The organism is Nostoc sp. DedQUE05 (genome assembly GCF_034530955.1).
GTDB lineage: Bacteria > Cyanobacteriota > Cyanobacteriia > Cyanobacteriales > Nostocaceae > Nostoc.
Genome location: NZ_JAVRCB010000039.1, coordinates 15,005 through 30,003, shown reverse-complemented (window position 1 = coordinate 30,003; position 14,999 = coordinate 15,005). Strand labels below are relative to the sequence as shown.

At 41.2% G+C, this 14,999-nt stretch carries 14 protein-coding genes and 1 pseudogene; 8 read left to right on the top strand and 7 right to left on the bottom strand.

From position 1 onward, the window contains the following. Positions 1-37 precede the first annotated feature (37 nt). Entirely contained in the window at positions 38-1,189 is a 1,152-nt protein-coding gene (locus tag RMZ42_RS25215; RefSeq protein ID WP_322673986.1) for a heat-inducible transcriptional repressor HrcA, read from the bottom strand. 465 nt (positions 1,190-1,654) lie between these two features. Then, complete coding sequence (locus RMZ42_RS25210; RefSeq protein WP_322673985.1) at positions 1,655-1,987, bottom strand: rhodanese-like domain-containing protein; 333 nt, start codon at positions 1,985-1,987, stop codon at positions 1,655-1,657. Between the two features lie 158 nt (positions 1,988-2,145). Between RMZ42_RS25210 and RMZ42_RS25205 the strand changes: the two genes are divergently transcribed. The 3 genes from RMZ42_RS25205 (at position 2,146) to cysE (ending at position 5,535) form a co-directional block, all read left to right on the top strand. Continuing rightward, a complete protein-coding gene (locus RMZ42_RS25205) occupies positions 2,146-3,807 on the top strand; it encodes a DUF3352 domain-containing protein (protein WP_322673984.1) in 1,662 nt (553 codons plus the stop codon). Between the two features lie 317 nt (positions 3,808-4,124). Next, a complete protein-coding gene (locus RMZ42_RS25200) occupies positions 4,125-4,616 on the top strand; it encodes a hypothetical protein (protein ID WP_322673983.1) in 492 nt (163 codons plus the stop codon). A 154-nt stretch (positions 4,617-4,770) separates the two neighbouring features. Then, positions 4,771-5,535 (top strand): serine O-acetyltransferase, encoded by a 765-nt coding sequence (gene cysE / locus RMZ42_RS25195; protein WP_322673982.1) that lies wholly within the window; start codon positions 4,771-4,773, stop codon positions 5,533-5,535. Positions 5,536-5,698: 163 nt separating this feature from the next. Here the strand turns inward: cysE and RMZ42_RS25190 are convergent, their stop codons facing one another. Continuing rightward, positions 5,699-6,283: an Npun_F5749 family FMN-dependent PPOX-type flavoprotein gene (locus RMZ42_RS25190; RefSeq protein ID WP_322673981.1), complete on the bottom strand. Its 585-nt coding sequence runs from the start codon at positions 6,281-6,283 to the stop codon at positions 5,699-5,701. Between the two features lie 234 nt (positions 6,284-6,517). Between RMZ42_RS25190 and RMZ42_RS25185 the strand changes: the two genes are divergently transcribed. The 5 genes from RMZ42_RS25185 to RMZ42_RS25165 all read left to right on the top strand — a co-directional run bounded on the left by RMZ42_RS25185 (position 6,518) and on the right by RMZ42_RS25165 (position 10,617). Beyond that, positions 6,518-6,700, top strand: coding sequence for a hypothetical protein (locus RMZ42_RS25185; RefSeq protein WP_322673980.1), 183 nt, complete (start codon positions 6,518-6,520; stop codon positions 6,698-6,700). Between the two features lie 144 nt (positions 6,701-6,844). After that, the gene (locus RMZ42_RS25180; protein WP_322673979.1) at positions 6,845-7,225 is read left to right on the top strand and encodes a hypothetical protein; all 381 of its coding nucleotides are present in this window, start codon (positions 6,845-6,847) and stop codon (positions 7,223-7,225) included. After that, positions 7,182-8,681, top strand: coding sequence for a tetratricopeptide repeat protein (locus tag RMZ42_RS25175; RefSeq protein ID WP_322673978.1), 1,500 nt, complete (start codon positions 7,182-7,184; stop codon positions 8,679-8,681). Before RMZ42_RS25180 ends, RMZ42_RS25175 begins: the two co-directional genes overlap by 44 nt. Before the next feature lie 352 nt (positions 8,682-9,033). Further along, on the top strand, positions 9,034-9,234 hold the full coding sequence (locus tag RMZ42_RS25170) for a hypothetical protein (RefSeq protein WP_322673977.1): 201 nt from the start codon (positions 9,034-9,036) through the stop codon (positions 9,232-9,234). A 42-nt stretch (positions 9,235-9,276) separates the two neighbouring features. Next, positions 9,277-10,617: a TMEM143 family protein gene (locus RMZ42_RS25165; protein ID WP_322673976.1), complete on the top strand. Its 1,341-nt coding sequence runs from the start codon at positions 9,277-9,279 to the stop codon at positions 10,615-10,617. An 85-nt stretch (positions 10,618-10,702) separates the two neighbouring features. Here RMZ42_RS25165 and RMZ42_RS25160 read toward each other — a convergent pair whose 3' ends face one another. The 4 genes and pseudogenes from RMZ42_RS25160 to RMZ42_RS25145 form a co-directional block, all read right to left on the bottom strand. Further along, positions 10,703-11,011 (bottom strand): KGK domain-containing protein, encoded by a 309-nt coding sequence (locus RMZ42_RS25160; protein ID WP_322673975.1) that lies wholly within the window; start codon positions 11,009-11,011, stop codon positions 10,703-10,705. A gap of 375 nt (positions 11,012-11,386) precedes the next feature. Continuing rightward, positions 11,387-12,448, bottom strand: coding sequence for a c-type cytochrome biogenesis protein CcsB (gene ccsB / locus RMZ42_RS25155; protein WP_322673974.1), 1,062 nt, complete (start codon positions 12,446-12,448; stop codon positions 11,387-11,389). A 234-nt stretch (positions 12,449-12,682) separates the two neighbouring features. Next, positions 12,683-14,452 (bottom strand): DUF3352 domain-containing protein, encoded by a 1,770-nt coding sequence (locus RMZ42_RS25150; protein ID WP_322673973.1) that lies wholly within the window; start codon positions 14,450-14,452, stop codon positions 12,683-12,685. A 434-nt stretch (positions 14,453-14,886) separates the two neighbouring features. Further along, positions 14,887-14,994: pseudogene (locus RMZ42_RS25145) on the bottom strand (IS5/IS1182 family transposase); the annotation flags it as partial. Positions 14,995-14,999 lie beyond the last annotated feature (5 nt).

Sequence of the window (14,999 nt, the reverse complement as noted above, 5' to 3'; positions counted from 1 at the left end):
GAGGCGTAGCGGCTTGTTCCTAAAGATTAACCGCTAATTAAGGATTGAAATAACTCAAAGCTTCTGAGAGATAATCAGCAGCAGATGCTACTACTGCGATCGCACTTTCATAATCTAGACGCGTTGGCCCCAAAACTCCTACACTTCCTACGGGTATCGAACCTCGGCGATAGTTAGAAGAAATCAAGGTGCAGGTGCGTATCGGTTCTAATGGATTTTCTGCGCCAATGCGAACCGTTACTTTTGGTTTTCCACCATCCTCTAGTTCTGGTTCTTCAAATATTAATCGCCACAGTTGGTCTTGTTCTTCTTCCAGCAGGTGGATAATTGTTTGTACTTGCTGTAACTGGGAAAATTCTGGCTGGCGCAAAACTTCTGACACACCCCGAACCATAATTTGGGTTGCAGTCGGTGCAAGAGTGCGACGAGTCAATTCGGCAACTGAGTTTTTCAAAAATTCCCCGTAGCGTTGGAATTCTTGATCTAGTTCGCTCCAGTTGAGGTGGCCTAACTCCAACAGACTTCGCCCCCGCAGGTGACTATTCAAAAAGTTAGAAACAATCTGCAACTCGCGATCTATTACCTCTGAATCCCGTTGGCTTTCTTCTGGTGTTAGCGACAAATCCATCAATTTAGAATGTGTCTCATAACCATCTGTCACCACAATCAGCATGATCCGTCCGGCTTCAATTTGCATTAATTGCAGATGTCGCAATAGCGCTGTGGTCGTTTGCGGTATAGTAATCAAGCTAATACAACCACTCAAGGTTGCTAAAATCTGCGCGGCTCCTTGCAGTAGGGTTTCTAAACTCCGATCTTGCCACTGTAGCTGCTTTTGCAATGCCACCTCTACTTCTCGCCCTAAAATTTCCGTAGCACTTTGTGGAAGCAAGCTCCGCGTAGCGTCTGTCTGCGACACGCTGCGCGACCGCAGAGAAGGTGTAATTAGCTGGTCAACATAAATGCGATACCCTGAATCTGAAGGTACACGTCCAGCAGAAGCGTGTGGTTGGTAGAGCAATCCAGACTTTTCTAAAACACCCATGACATTGCGAATTGTCGCCGAGCTTACACCCAGATCGTACTCCTCAACCAAAGCCTTTGAACCAACTGGCTCTGCCGTAGCTATGTAGTGACGTACCGTTGCCCAAAGTATATGCTGTTGTCGATTTGTTAACTGAACTTCCATTATGGTATGTTTTGCTGAAGGCAGATTTTAATCAAACTCTCAAGAAATTTGTGGATTTAATCGAAACAGAAAATATTAATAATTTATTAAGATATCAAATTATCTAACTATATTATGATAAGTATTTTTAAAGTTTATATACAAAGCATTTTTTAAGATTAGGGTTGAACTAGTAGCTCAATTTTTTTGCAAAAGCTGCTAGTTATAATGTACCCCTCCGATGCTTTTTTCTAACCGTACTTTTGCATAAATTTATGCTTGCAACAGTATTATTAGATACGTATTTTCTTCAGGGGTTACTGCCGAACTGTAATTTAGAGCAATCCAACATTTTTATGCAGATGTAGGTGATGCCCAAATTTCAAACTTTCCGGCAAGCCTTTAAATAGATGTACTTCTATGTTTAGCATAGCAAAATTCAGATGGAAGAGTAAGTTCCATCTGAATGATCTATCCGAGCATAAGCTAATACTGGGGAATTGAAGAGTCTACTAATTGGGAATAGGCATCAATACCACCCGAAATATTTTGCACATTTGTAAAACCTTGAGCAATCAACCACTGGCACATTTGGGCAGAGCGGATGCCGTGGTGGCATAACACCAAGGTTTCGGCTTCGGGATTGAAGAGGGTAGGTACTCGATCTCCCCATTCGGCAAATTGACTTAAAGGTAGGTTAACAAAGCCCTCAATGCTAGCGATCGCCAATTCTTCTGGTTCACGCACATCTACTAGCTGAATACTTACATCACTAGAAGAAAGACGTTGCGCCAGTTCTTCTACACTAATTTGGTTCATGGGTTGACTAAAAGAATTCCCGATAAACAGTCTTAATCCTATTTATGGTGACAGAAAATCTCTGCCTTTGCATGAGTATCCATTCTCAAGAAGGTTGATTAATTCTGCTAGGCTTTCTGCTTAAATGGCTGTAAACCGTCTTTTTTAATAGGTTTAATGTGAATAGGCAACGTTCATTTATCGGTTTTATCGTCGCTGGGGCGATCGCCCTGCTAGTAATTGCGATCGCAGGCTTTTACTGGTTTTTCGCTAAAAGTCCGGCTAACCTCATTGCTTCTAGCTCTGGGCCTGGTGCAGCCATATTCGTGTCGAAACTTTCTCCTGCAATGGTTTCATTATTGACCAATCCTGACCATTTGCAGGCGTTGGAGCGCGAAGAAGAACTATCTAAACTCAAAACCAGTTTATTCGCCAAGAGTGGCATAGATTACAAACAAGACATTCAACCCTGGTTAGGGGACGAAATTACATTAGCTATTACTACCTTAGATATCGATCGCGATCCAGAAAACGGACAGCAGCCAGGGTATCTATTAGCACTAGCAACCAAGCAATCGGAGAAAAGCCGCGAGTTTGTCGAGTTGTTGTTTTCCAAACGAGCCTTAGCTGGTGCAACCTTAGCTGTTGAACAATATAAAGGTGTAAAACTGATTTCTGACAATTCTCAACCAGAACAAGACTTGCTTGCTGGTGCTGTTGTCGGTGAAAACTTTGTCTTATTTGCCAACGATCTCAAAGTACTAAGAGATGCTATCAATAACGTCCAAGCGCCCGATCTGAATTTGACTAGCTCACCCGAATACCAAAAAGCTACCAAAGAACAGATCAAAGGAGGTTTAGCTGTAGCGTTCTTGAATCTTCCCATCGTCGCAAAATGGCAAGGGTTAGAGTTACCAGAACAACTTTATAACAGCCAAATCATATCTTTAGTGTTGAATCCAAAAGGATTGCTAGCAGAAACCAGCATTTTGACTTCATCGGAAATTGTCCCTCCATCTGCACCACTATCTAAACCTGTGGGAGCATTGCAGTATGTTCCAGCATCCGCAGGTTTAGCAATTTCCGGCTCGAATTTGAGTAATTTGGCTGACAGTGATTTAGCCAAACTCTGGAGACAAGCAACAGCAACTATATATGGTTCTGAGGAAGATGTGGTTTCTCGATTAGCAAAACCTTTGGCAGATGTCCAAAAACGCTGGGGTATAAATTTACCAAAAGATATTTTCAGTTGGGTACAAGGAGAATATGCCATAGCATTGTTACCGGCGAAAGAGCAAACAACTCCTCATTGGATTTTTGTAGTAGAAAAATCCGAGAGTGTGGAAAAAGGTGTTGCTCGATTAGATGCGATCGCCTCATCCAATGGACTCAGTATTAATTTCTTAACTATAGACAAGCAAAAAATATCTGCTTGGACAGAGTTAACCACAGCAACAAAAAAAAGTGATGTCAAAGAAGGAGAATCTTTCAGCATTGAAACAAAAGTGCGGGGATTGCACACAACTTTAGGAAATTACGAAATTTTCGCGTCTGACTTGGAGACGATCGATGAAATTCTCACAACCAAGGATAATTCCATAATTGACAATCCTAATTTCAAAGATAGTATCGCGGCAATTCCCCTACCAAACCAAGGTTATGTATATCTCGATTGGACAAAGAGCCAGAATTTGTTAGAGCGTCAAGTACCGATTCTCAAACTAGTGGAAGTTTTAGGTAAACCATTTTTTAACAACCTGCGATCGCTCACAGTCAGTAGTTATGGAACTGACACGCGATCGCTCAAAGGTGGCGTTTTCTTCAAACTCCATAATTCGTGAGATTTTCATAAAAGCTCAAAGTAGAGAAGGGAAAAAATTCTTTTCTCTTCTCTACTTTCTTGCATCATAATATTTATGTAGATATTCTGTAGCATTTGGTAATTAATGTCTTGATAGCAAAAATTTTCCACTATCAACGGGCGCGATTTAATGTTGCTGTCTAGATCCAGAAATAACCAAGCAATTAACAGTCCACTTTCAAAAACATCAACTGTGGCACATTTGATTGTGGCACAACCAACTGAAATTTCACTGGAATTTTTTTATTAGAATATGTATATATCACTACTTATTTAAAAGCCTGTTGGAGGGCTGCTATGAAATACTGTCGCCCTCGACTTCAGTTTCGCGGCGGTTGGCTGTTGGCTATACTTACCGCCATTACAGCTACCCCTGCAATCGCACAGACAGCAAACTTTGCCACTTTGAATTTATCAACAAACTTTGATTCAGCACAAGGAACAGTACAGGGGTTTACAGGTGGTTCTTACTCATTGTCTGCCATAAGTAACCGCGATCGCGATCAAAAAGCCTGTATTGGCTTTGCCGATCCCAAACCAGATCACATTATGGTTTTGGAAAAGGACTTTCCTCAGCTAACAATCCAAGTTGATAGCAACAACAACGACACCACTTTAATCATCCAAGGCCCAGATAAAACAACAATTCGTTGCGGCGATGATACTGGCAAAAGTAAAGATGCTAGCGTTAGCGATCGCGACTGGAAAAAGGGAACCTATCGGATTTGGGTAGGTACATTTAATCCTGGAGTCAAGCGTGATTATACTTTGAAAGTGGAGCAACAGTGAAGTAGAGAGTGCTGAGTTAGGAGTTAGGAGTTAAGTGATTAATAACTAATGCCCAATGCCCAATGCCCAATGCCCAATGCCCAATTTTTAGGTGTAACACCTGAGAGGATAATATGGGAGAGTAGCTTGTTGTGCTTTCCGAGGGTGCTATCTCGTGCTATCTATACTGCGTGCTGACTTTCGTATCATATTTGAACGTGACCCAGCTGCCCGTAACTGGTTGGAAGTTTTATTTTGTTACCCTGGTTTGCAAGCCTTGTTATTCCATAGGCTGGCTCACTGGCTGTATAGTGTTGGTCTTCCCTTTATTCCGCGCCTGATTTCTCACTTGGCTCGGTTTTTTACTGGAATTGAAATCCACCCTGGTGCAACAATTGGGCAAAGTGTGTTTATTGACCACGGGATGGGTGTAGTAATTGGTGAAACTGCGATCGTCGGAGACTATGCTCTAATTTATCAAGGTGTCACCCTTGGGGGTACTGGTAAAGAATGCGGCAAGCGCCATCCTACTGTGGGCGAAAACGTCGTAGTCGGAGCTGGAGCGAAGGTACTGGGTAATATCCAAATTGGCAATAATGTCCGTATTGGGGCTGGTTCTGTTGTTTTAAGAGATGTGCCTTCAGACTGTACTGTGGTAGGTGTGCCTGGGCGCATTATGTATCGTTCTGGAGTTCGGGTTTCACCTCTTGAACACAATAACTTACCAGATTCAGAAGCTCAAGTAATTCGTGCTTTAGTAGACCGGATTGAAGCGTTGGAAGAACAAATACAAACCCTTCAGCGCACCAATTCTTCAGAAAAAACTCCTGTTTTAGTGGGTAGTTTAGCAACGAAAGAGGATGAACTAACCCACGATCCTCGCTGGTGCAACCTCAAGGATAAGACCATCCAGGAATTTTTAGATGGTGCTGGCATTTAAAAAATTGAGAAGTTAAGAGTGAGGAGTGAGGAATAAAAAACTCCACGCCACTTGCAGGATGAAGTTTCCTATCGCTTTCAATAAAAATCATAAATGTCAGGTTTGCAGTTTCCAACTCCTAACTACTGTAGAAACGCCATTAATGGCGTCTCTACTCGAATATTTAAGGATTAATCGCTTGGCTAGACCACTCTTGCTGGTCATCACGGTGATAAAGACATCGATTTTGTGGTTCGCCGCGTAATTCTAAGTGATCTACCTGCACCGGATCGAGTAGCAGTAAACAAAAATTAGGCACTGGCTGCACGGGTTCGGGTGCTGGTGGTGCAAAAGCTCCTGGGTTTTCAACTCTGAGTTTACCAGGATGCGGCCAAGCAAACTGTAAACGCGCCGCATCACTCAATTCTTGCCACATTGCGATCCGCGCTGGCTGGAAAACCTGGTCAGAATCATCACCGCTTACTAGGGTTAAACAGCCAGCGATGCGGAATTGTTCTCGTGTATTGGGGAAATACCAGCAAACTTCTGCCCAAGGTTGTTGCTGTATTTGGTCGGCTTTGGCGCTACGGTTATCCGTGATAAATTTTAGCTGGTTTGTATTGTCCAGAAAGCCGCGAAAGACTAGGGTACGATTGGCGGGACGACCATTCGCTTGTAGCGTTGCTAGTTGCAAGTAACGAGCATAAACAAGGCTGCGGTTGCGATGGAGTGCATGAGCGATCGCACCTCGCCAAGGAGCAAGAGACATTATACAATTCTGTTGGTAATCTAACGTCAGGTATTCCTGAACATACTACCACTTCAATACTTCTGGTTGAGCGCTAGTGATTTTTAAAAGTTATCTAACGCCTAGAAGCTTTAAGATTTTGCTGCTGTAATATATATAAATTCTTAATATAAATAGTACCTAATAAGTTCCTTACCTGCTAATCGTGCTAATACGCTCAAAGCTGCTTTTCGTGTTTGTGATGTAGCTCCTCTAGTGAGTAATAAAGACATTGAACGTTATTATGTTAATTTATCGAAAGTTCGCAAGACAGAGGCAATTAATACTATTAAAACTCGCTTAAGTTTTCTGGAACCCGCCGAATTTTGCAGCCTTTTATTTACTGGACATCGGGGATGCGGTAAAAGTACAGAATTAAGGAAGATTCAGCAAGAATGAGAATCTCAATATAAAGTTATTTATATAGAAGCCGACGCTGAACTAGATATAGAGTTTGAACAAGACAAAAACGAGTTAGATTATAACGATGAGGGAATAACAGCAATTACGAGTTTAATTGAACAAAGAGTTGAAGTAGACGCAGTGTTTGAATCGCGTAAACTATTAGTAGATTTAGCAAAAGCAAGCGGCGGTCACATCCGTCAATTGATGCAAATAGCATCAAAAGCATTTATTACAGCAGCAACTCGTGAGCATGACAAAGTTACAGCTGATGATATCACTTATGCGATTAAGCAAGAGCAGTTTAATTTTGAGCGCAGTATATCAACAGAATACTATTCTGCTTTGGGTGCGGTATATGTCAATAAAGATGTTTCTAAAGATGAAATCGGCAGATTGATGCTGTTCAATCTTTGGGTTTTTGAATATAACGGCAAAAATCGCTGGAATTATGTTAATCCAGTTGTGAGGCAAATCCATGCTTTCCAAGAAGCAGTCAAATCAACCACAAGTAACCCCTGAGTTAAATTTAGAAAAAGAAACTTTTGTGCAAATAAATCAGCAGTCATTAGCGGAATTATTAACCTTTATTGACTTTGCTGATACTCAGTTAACGATTGGGTTCGTTGCTGTTAATTTTGCAGAAGATAGAAATACTTTAATTGAAATTCTCAATAACCATCCTCAATGTCATGATATTCAGTTTGAACTTCTCAATTTTGGCGACCCTAATTTGCGTTTTTTAAGGGATGAGATTATTCGTGATTTAAAAGGAATTCATTTAGAACCAGATAAAAAATTAGTTTTAATTATTATCGGTTCAGAAAAATCTATTGGTTTATCTGGAGAATATCCCCCTGTACTGCAAGATTTGAACTTTGTGCGAGACGCTTTTACTAGTAGTGTTCCTCACCCTATACTGATATTTCTGCCAGATCATGCTCTAACACGTTTAGCAAAATATGCCCCAGATTTTTGGGCATGGAGAAAAGGAGTATTTTATTTTCAAACAGTCCAGTCTACTCAAGAGTTGGCTATTGAAAAAACTATTCAGTCGGAGAGAATATTAGGAAGTTTAGATTTAGCAGAAAGGCAAGGGCGAATTGATTTACTTGAGCGCTTGCTAATGGAAGAATCAACTGATGTACGCACCCGCATTACTATTTTGCAGGAGTTAGGGGCAGCTTATAAGAGTATTGCTGAGGTAGAAAAAGCAGAATATTTTTTGCTAAAAGCTTTGAAGTTGACTGAAGAAGATGAAAATTTAGCAGGAATCAAAGCCAGCGTTCTCCACGAACTGGGTGACACTTATCATGATTTAGGAGAATGGGATAAAGCGGTGACATTGCACGAACTAGCAGGTATCTACACCAACAAAGGGGATGTGGATAAAGCGATCGCACTCTACAATCAGTCTTTGGAAATAACTGAACGCATTGGTGATGTCCAAACCAAAGCGGTGACATTGCACGAATTAGCAGGTATCTACGCCAATAAAGGGGATGTGGATGAAGCGATCGCACTCTACAAATGGACTTTGGAAATAACTGAACGCCTTGGTGATGTCCAAAGCAAAGCCGCGATGTTGAGCAATCTGGGAATTCTTTACGCTAACAAAGGGGAAGTGGATAAAGCGATCGCACTCTACAATCAGTCTTTGGAAATAACACAACGCATTGGAAATGTCCAAGGCAAAGCGGTGACGTTGAGCAATCTGGGAATTCTTTACGCTAACAAAGGGGAAGTAGATGAAGCGATCGCACTTTTCAATCAGTCTTTGGAAATAAATGAACGCATTGGTAATGTCCGAACTCAAGCAATGACTCTGCGGAGGTTAGGAGATTTGGCAGAACAGCAGGGTGAATACACTAAAGCGATATCCTATTTGCAACCAGCTTTAGAGATTTTGCAGCGATTGAAGTCACCGGATTCTGAAAGTGTGAGTGCAAGTCTTGATAGGGTAATGCGTAATTCGTAATTCGTAATTCGTAATTACAGGAGCGAAGGTTTTTTATCTCATGCAGAGGCGCACAGAAGAATGCGAGAGTGTGATTTAAGTGAATGAAAATTGCTGTAATGAGGCTTTGAACCCCATTAATGAGGCTTTGATACTCATTAATGAGTCTTTGAACCCCTTTAATGAGTTTTTACACCAATTCAATACAGTACTGCAAAAATCCACAACGAACCATGAAAAATATTTCTTCCCTACTTCCTTTTTCAAGTGAGAGAATCTGGATCTACGCCGAGCGATCGCAATCGTTCTGGTTTATTTCGTTAATGAATCTTGATAGTAATTTAAATGAGAGAATCAGAATCTATGCCGAGCGATGTCTACGACGGGCAACGCCTACGCACTTTTCAATCAGTCTTTGAAAATAACAGAACGCATTGGAGATGTGCAAGGCAAAGCAAATATCTCTACTCACTTTTTCCCTTGGCTCAGGAAAAAACTGCGAGATTTACTACCCAAGATACTAGAATTTAATTACCAATTAAAACATAATGTCTCATCGCCGCCGTTTTCGTGAGATGTGGCAAACCCTAGTTAGATTCTGATTCATCTGTTGAATATGGCTGTTTCCGAAAATAGAGAAGCATTTATTCCCTACACTCGCAGTGATATTATCAAACTTTGCTTACAAGACGGTCAGCTAGATAAAGCTGATGTCAAAAAATTTCAAGATTTCTGCCAAATCCTCATTGCATACTATCACTTTCGCTTCCACCAAACCTTAGAAGTTATCAAAGATAACTACGTACCTTTTAACCCTAATGCAGAGATTCAACCAATAACTCCACCAACATTCGAGCAATATGATGACATGGAGTTGAAAGTAGTTGAAGCCTTTGGGCATATTGTTGAAAGAGCTAATTATATTCTTTTGCCTGAATCGATTCTCAAACGAGCGCTGGCAACCAAATCTCTCATTGAATTGAAAACTCAAGTAAATTTTGAGGATTTTGACCGCTTGATCTGTTATTACCGGGGTGATAGTTCTAAGAAAATTTCGGTAAAAAAATTCTTCTTTTGGCAAGAAGAAAAGATGATTGATATTTTTGAACGGATTGTTTTATTAGTCAAGTTCAAAGAAGCAGCTTACTTTCGTGCGAAGAAAGACAAGATCCAAGAATTAAAATTCATTCCCGGTAAGATGTATGTTTACTTCTACAAAAATATTCCTAAACTAGATGTTGACTTAATCTTTCCCAATGTAAAAACAAGTATGACCTGGAAAGATCGGTTACTATTTGGAATTCCGGCGATTGGCGCGGCAATTCCTTTAATATTAAGAACATTGCCGAATTTATTATTAATAGTTGCTGCAATTTTACTAGTACTAAACGTTACTTTTTGGGTTGAATCATTAAATGTAGAGTTGGATAAGGTGAGAAATTTTATGCCCGTCTTGGTGGCAGCTTTATCATTAGCGATCGCTTTGGGTGGATTTGCCTTTACGCAATACACTAATTACAAAAATAAAAAAATTAAATTTCAAAAAATTGTCACTGATACGTTATTCTTCAAGAATTTAGCTAGCAATAATAGCGTTTTTCAAATGTTTCTGGAATTAGCAGAAGAAGAATGTAAAGAAATTATTCTGGCATATTATCACTTACTGACTAGCCCCACACCATTAACTCCTCAACAATTAGATTCTCGCATTGAAACTTGGATGGACAATAAATTAGGCACAAAGATTAACTTTGATATTCAAGGGCCTCTAAGCAATCTAGAAGATATTCGCGGCCAAGTAATTCAAAATAGCAAAACAACAGACAAAGTACCAGAAATCCCTTTACTAGCCTACGATCGCCAAGGAGCATGTCACGTTTTACCCTTAGATGAAGCGAAAGCAGTGATTGATTATGTTTGGGATAATGCTTTTCGATATAACGGGATAATTTTGTAGTTTAGTCTCTCGGTTATTTGTAAACATCAAGAGGCTCATATCCCCGAATTCTTGAAGAAGTTGGGGATATTTTGCTTATTGAGTATTAATTTTCCACTTGTTTGAGTTTTTGAAAAATTTCATCAAGTGGTGACTCAGATTCATCAGGACAAAATTCTAAAGCAAGTCTCACTTTTCCTTTTTTCCATCCCAAAGTACTAAATTGTAAAACTTCACAATTTAACCCTTGAGTATACAAATTTACTTCATCTGTTTCTTCTGCTCCAACATATTCCTTAATTGCTGTAATCAAATCGCGGACTTTAAAAGTTTTAGCAATATTTAACTTATTAAAAGTGTCCGGTTGTATAGACACAACTTCATCATGATTTAGGATCTCGAATCCATCTTCCATAAAAATCTCCTGTCAATCAATTTATATTTTCCAGAGATATAACAGTTCATCCGAAATAAAATGATGATTTTATAGATTTAGTGCTGGTCAAATAAAAATTTAGTAATAATTTGATGTCTGGTAAATTAGCCTATAATTCTCACCTTACCCCTCCCCAAAACATCGGCTACGGTGTACACACATCTTGCTAATGAAGCGCAAACCCTGGGTTTACCCCCCTTAATCCCCCCTTGCAAAGGGGGGAAATATCCGGTTCTCCCCCAATGCATCGGGGGAGTTAGAAGGGGTGAAAAGGACTTGTTGTGTATACACCGTAGCTTTACCAAGGGGAGGGTGCGCGGTAGCGCGGGTGAGGTAGTTTTATTTAAACGGTTCTTAGAAAAACCAACCGTAAGAATGCAAACCTTTACCCAAAAGATTCACACCGAGATAGCAAACCCAAACAACAAGCAAGCCAGCAGAGGCTAAAATTGCCGGACGGCGCCCTTGCCAACCGCGAGTAATTCTGGCGTGAAGGTAGGCAGCAAACACTAACCAGGTGATTAATGCCCAAGTTTCTTTCGGGTCCCAACTCCAGTAGGAACCCCAGGCTTCGTTAGCCCAAACGCCACCGGCAATAATGCCAATTGTCAGCAGGGGAAATCCTAGTCCGATGATGCGATAACTAATGTTGTCGAGGGTTTCGGCAAGGCTAAGGCGCTGGGGTGAAAGAGGTTCAGCAGATGCAACGGCTGGAGATTCAGGAGTAGTTACTAAATTCAAAACAGCCGTATTACTGTTACCGTTGCCATTGCTACTAGTTTCAAAACGAGCAAAGCCGTTATTTTCGACAGCAGGGGTTGGTGGTTGAGAAATTAGTTCAGTGGTTTTGTGCAAGCGGTAGCCGTTGCTGCGATAGCCACCAGTACCAACAGAACTACCTTGTAGTTGAATATTTTGACCGCGAGTGACAATTAAGAAAGCGATCGCTAATAACGAACCCACCATCAAAGCAGAATAACTCAGCATCATAACGCTGACATGCATCATCAGCCAATTTGACTTCAAGGCAGGTACTAAGGGTTCTGACGCTTGCATCTGGGATGGTAGTGTCATAGTAGCAAAAGCAGTAATAGCCATTGCTACCGGAGATGTCGCAACTCCTACTAAGCGGCTACGGCTACTATTTTCGGCAATCAGATGGACGGCGGTAATTCCCCAAGCTAAGAAAAACAGAGATTCATAGAGATTACTTAAGGGAAAGTAACCAGCTTCGATCCATCGTGCCCCTAGTAGAGTAGCTATACACAAATTTGCGATCGCCATCCCAGCTGTCCCCAAAGCGGCTAGATAAGGCAGATTTGGAAAAGCCGCTCCTCCCCAATACACCAGCATTGTCAGGAATAATATGGCAAAGGACGCATTGTCCAGCCAGTTCTGGAGTACAACCAAATTCATAAAGTCTTCTCTCCGTGAATAATTTAAAATATCGATTCTGACTGTTTTGATCCTATATGTTAAGAGAGGAATCGGGAATGGGGGATTGGGGATTGGGGATTGGGCATTGGGCATTGGGAGTTAGGAGTTAGGAGTTAGGAGTTAGGAGTTTTGTTTATCTCCTTGTCCCCTCACTCCCTCATTTCCCCGCTCCTCTGCCCCCCTGCTCCCTGCTCCCCTGCTTTCCTCTCTCCTCTATCTAACAGAGTTACTCTTACTATTTTCTGGACTAGGCAATGTAGTAGTGTTAGTAACTTTTTTCAGTTCGATAAAAATATCGTAACGGTTACTGCGATTGTCGCTGACAGCAGATGTCATCCCAATTGTGCGCGTTGCATCTAGCAAAGTTTCTTGATTGGGAATTAGAGTTGGTAAAGGGAAATTTTTCACAGTTCGTTCCACATCCAGAAAAAATTGACCGTTTGTCGGATTGGGTTCTGTAGGAACTGTTTGTTGGAAGGGAAGAGTGCCAGCTAGTGTGTAGTTAGGTTTGGGAACAATTTTATCGGTGATGGGAGCGCCCACTACCAAGAAAGCGACATCTCCATCTAACCAACCGTGGGTAGCAGTTAACGTACCATAAGGTGATACCCAGTTAACAACGGGTTGACCTGCAACTTTCCCCGGTTGCACTTGGAACTGGTATTGATTTTTCATCACTTCATCCAGCTTACTGATGGATGCTTCAGCTGATTTGCGTAGGCTTTGCCCGCCGTAGTCATCGCTTGTCTGTACCATGAACAGCAAACCCGCACGAAAATCATTTGGTGAACCTTCTTTTGGAGTAGCAGGAATTACTGATAAGGAAAACTCCCCTTTCATCCAACTAAGCAAATCCTTCTCTAAATCGAGATCGGTAAGAGATTTTATCCCACCTCTAATCTGTTCTGGTGCGATCGGTGATAAAGGATTTCCCTGAGATGTTAAAACATAGTCTCTCCACAACCTCTGTAAGTTACCGCCAGTAAGCATCATTAAGGTTTCGGCTGGTATGCGGCTTTGCATTTTCCCAGCTTTGTTTTCCACTGTCAGCACGCGTTGACTATTAGGGTTTAACCAAGAAACACCCTTAAAGCGGATTCCTTCTGACTCTAAAGTTATTGTCCCTGCTAAACCTTGGTTATTTTGCAGTTGAGCCAAAACTTGAGCAGGTAAAGGGCGGTTTGGAGAAGCCGCGGCTATTTTCGCTGCTGTTGGCACATTGATATAAAACTGTCCAAAGGGTTGGTAATTGGCAATTTTTGGGAAATTCTCAGCAAAGCCGCCTGTTGTAGCTAGGGATGTTTTATTTTTGTAAGCATCGATCGCTCGTTCTGTGGCTTTAGGACTATCAGTTATGACTAAAAAACGCCCATCTAATAATGCAACCGAGAAGTTTTGCCCTGCTTGTCCCTCACTTTGTTTAATGGCGATCCCTTGATAAGTGCGATCGCTCCATTTGCCTTGTTTAAGAATTTTGGGTTGTGCCAAAATAGTTTTGGCGATTTCTGAATTTTTTACTGGCAATACCATTACCATCGACTGCTGATCGCTAGCGGCATTTTCATTAGTGGTAACTGGTTTGGGTGCAGGTTTATTTCCTGTAGTTGGGGCAAGAATTGCGATCGCCACGTCATCGCCTACCCAAGGAGCGATATCTTTCTGGAAGTCGTAACCATTATTCGTCAGAAAGCGATCGCGTAACTGGACTAAATTTTTGTCCAGTTCTGTTTGGGTTTCTTTTGTCCCAAACTGCCGCAATTTCTGCCACTGCTGGGGATCTGTTGTTAAGGAAACCGCAAACAGGGCATCACCAGGAATAATATTTGCACCTACTAGCAAATCGCTAGAAGATATTTGTCTCTGGGCTAACAACCAGTAGCCCACACTCCCCGCACCAATCAATAACCCAGCAGCCGAGAGCGTCAGCACCAGAGACGGTTTCTTATTTTTCTTCATCTGAACAGACACAAGAGGCGGTGCCATTGAAACCTGTACCTTATACTTGCAAACTTATTACTTGCTTGATTAGTCAAGTACACCAACAGTATTACCCATTCTTTAGGGCAGTTAATTATATTCAATTTTTCTACCCTAGATGGTTGATGGTACTTCGATAATCAACTTTCCGTAGTCTTTTAAAAGCTATGTTTTTGGCTCAGTTACCATTTTTAACATGCTTTGTTGAATTTCGTAGGACGTTTCCCTGAGATTAATCCTCAGTCGGAAAGTTTCCACAAGTAAATCTGTTATTCCAAGCAATAAGCGAGAATATAACATTTTTTTCGGAGTTACAGAAATTATATATAATCAGAAAACTCTAGGTATTGTAATGGTTTTAGGGATTTCTCTCAATTCTCCTTAAAGTATTACCCCGCCCTAAGAACTCTATTTTTAGAGACCATTTATAAAGTAAATCTTTAGACGACAAGACGACGCAGCATGAGACGAGTCATAACAGCATAGATGGCAGCTTCACTCATTTCAGGGAGACGTTCATAATCCTTACTGAGACGACGGTACAGGTTTTACC

Excerpts from the sequence above, each read along its gene's own strand:
- RMZ42_RS25165 (WP_322673976.1), top strand. The coding sequence starts at position 9,277 with ATGGCTGTTTCCGAAAATAGAGAAGCATTTATTCCCTACACTCGCAGT.
- RMZ42_RS25215 (WP_322673986.1), bottom strand. The coding sequence starts at position 1,189 with ATGGAAGTTCAGTTAACAAATCGACAACAGCATATACTTTGGGCAACG.
- RMZ42_RS25170 (WP_322673977.1), top strand. The coding sequence starts at position 9,034 with ATGTCTACGACGGGCAACGCCTACGCACTTTTCAATCAGTCTTTGAAA.
- ccsB (WP_322673974.1), bottom strand. The coding sequence starts at position 12,448 with ATGAATTTGGTTGTACTCCAGAACTGGCTGGACAATGCGTCCTTTGCC.
- RMZ42_RS25160 (WP_322673975.1), bottom strand. The coding sequence starts at position 11,011 with ATGGAAGATGGATTCGAGATCCTAAATCATGATGAAGTTGTGTCTATA.
- RMZ42_RS25190 (WP_322673981.1), bottom strand. The coding sequence starts at position 6,283 with ATGTCTCTTGCTCCTTGGCGAGGTGCGATCGCTCATGCACTCCATCGC.
- RMZ42_RS25200 (WP_322673983.1), top strand. The coding sequence starts at position 4,125 with ATGAAATACTGTCGCCCTCGACTTCAGTTTCGCGGCGGTTGGCTGTTG.
- RMZ42_RS25150 (WP_322673973.1), bottom strand. The coding sequence starts at position 14,452 with ATGGCACCGCCTCTTGTGTCTGTTCAGATGAAGAAAAATAAGAAACCG.
- RMZ42_RS25210 (WP_322673985.1), bottom strand. The coding sequence starts at position 1,987 with ATGAACCAAATTAGTGTAGAAGAACTGGCGCAACGTCTTTCTTCTAGT.
- RMZ42_RS25175 (WP_322673978.1), top strand. The coding sequence starts at position 7,182 with ATGCTTTCCAAGAAGCAGTCAAATCAACCACAAGTAACCCCTGAGTTA.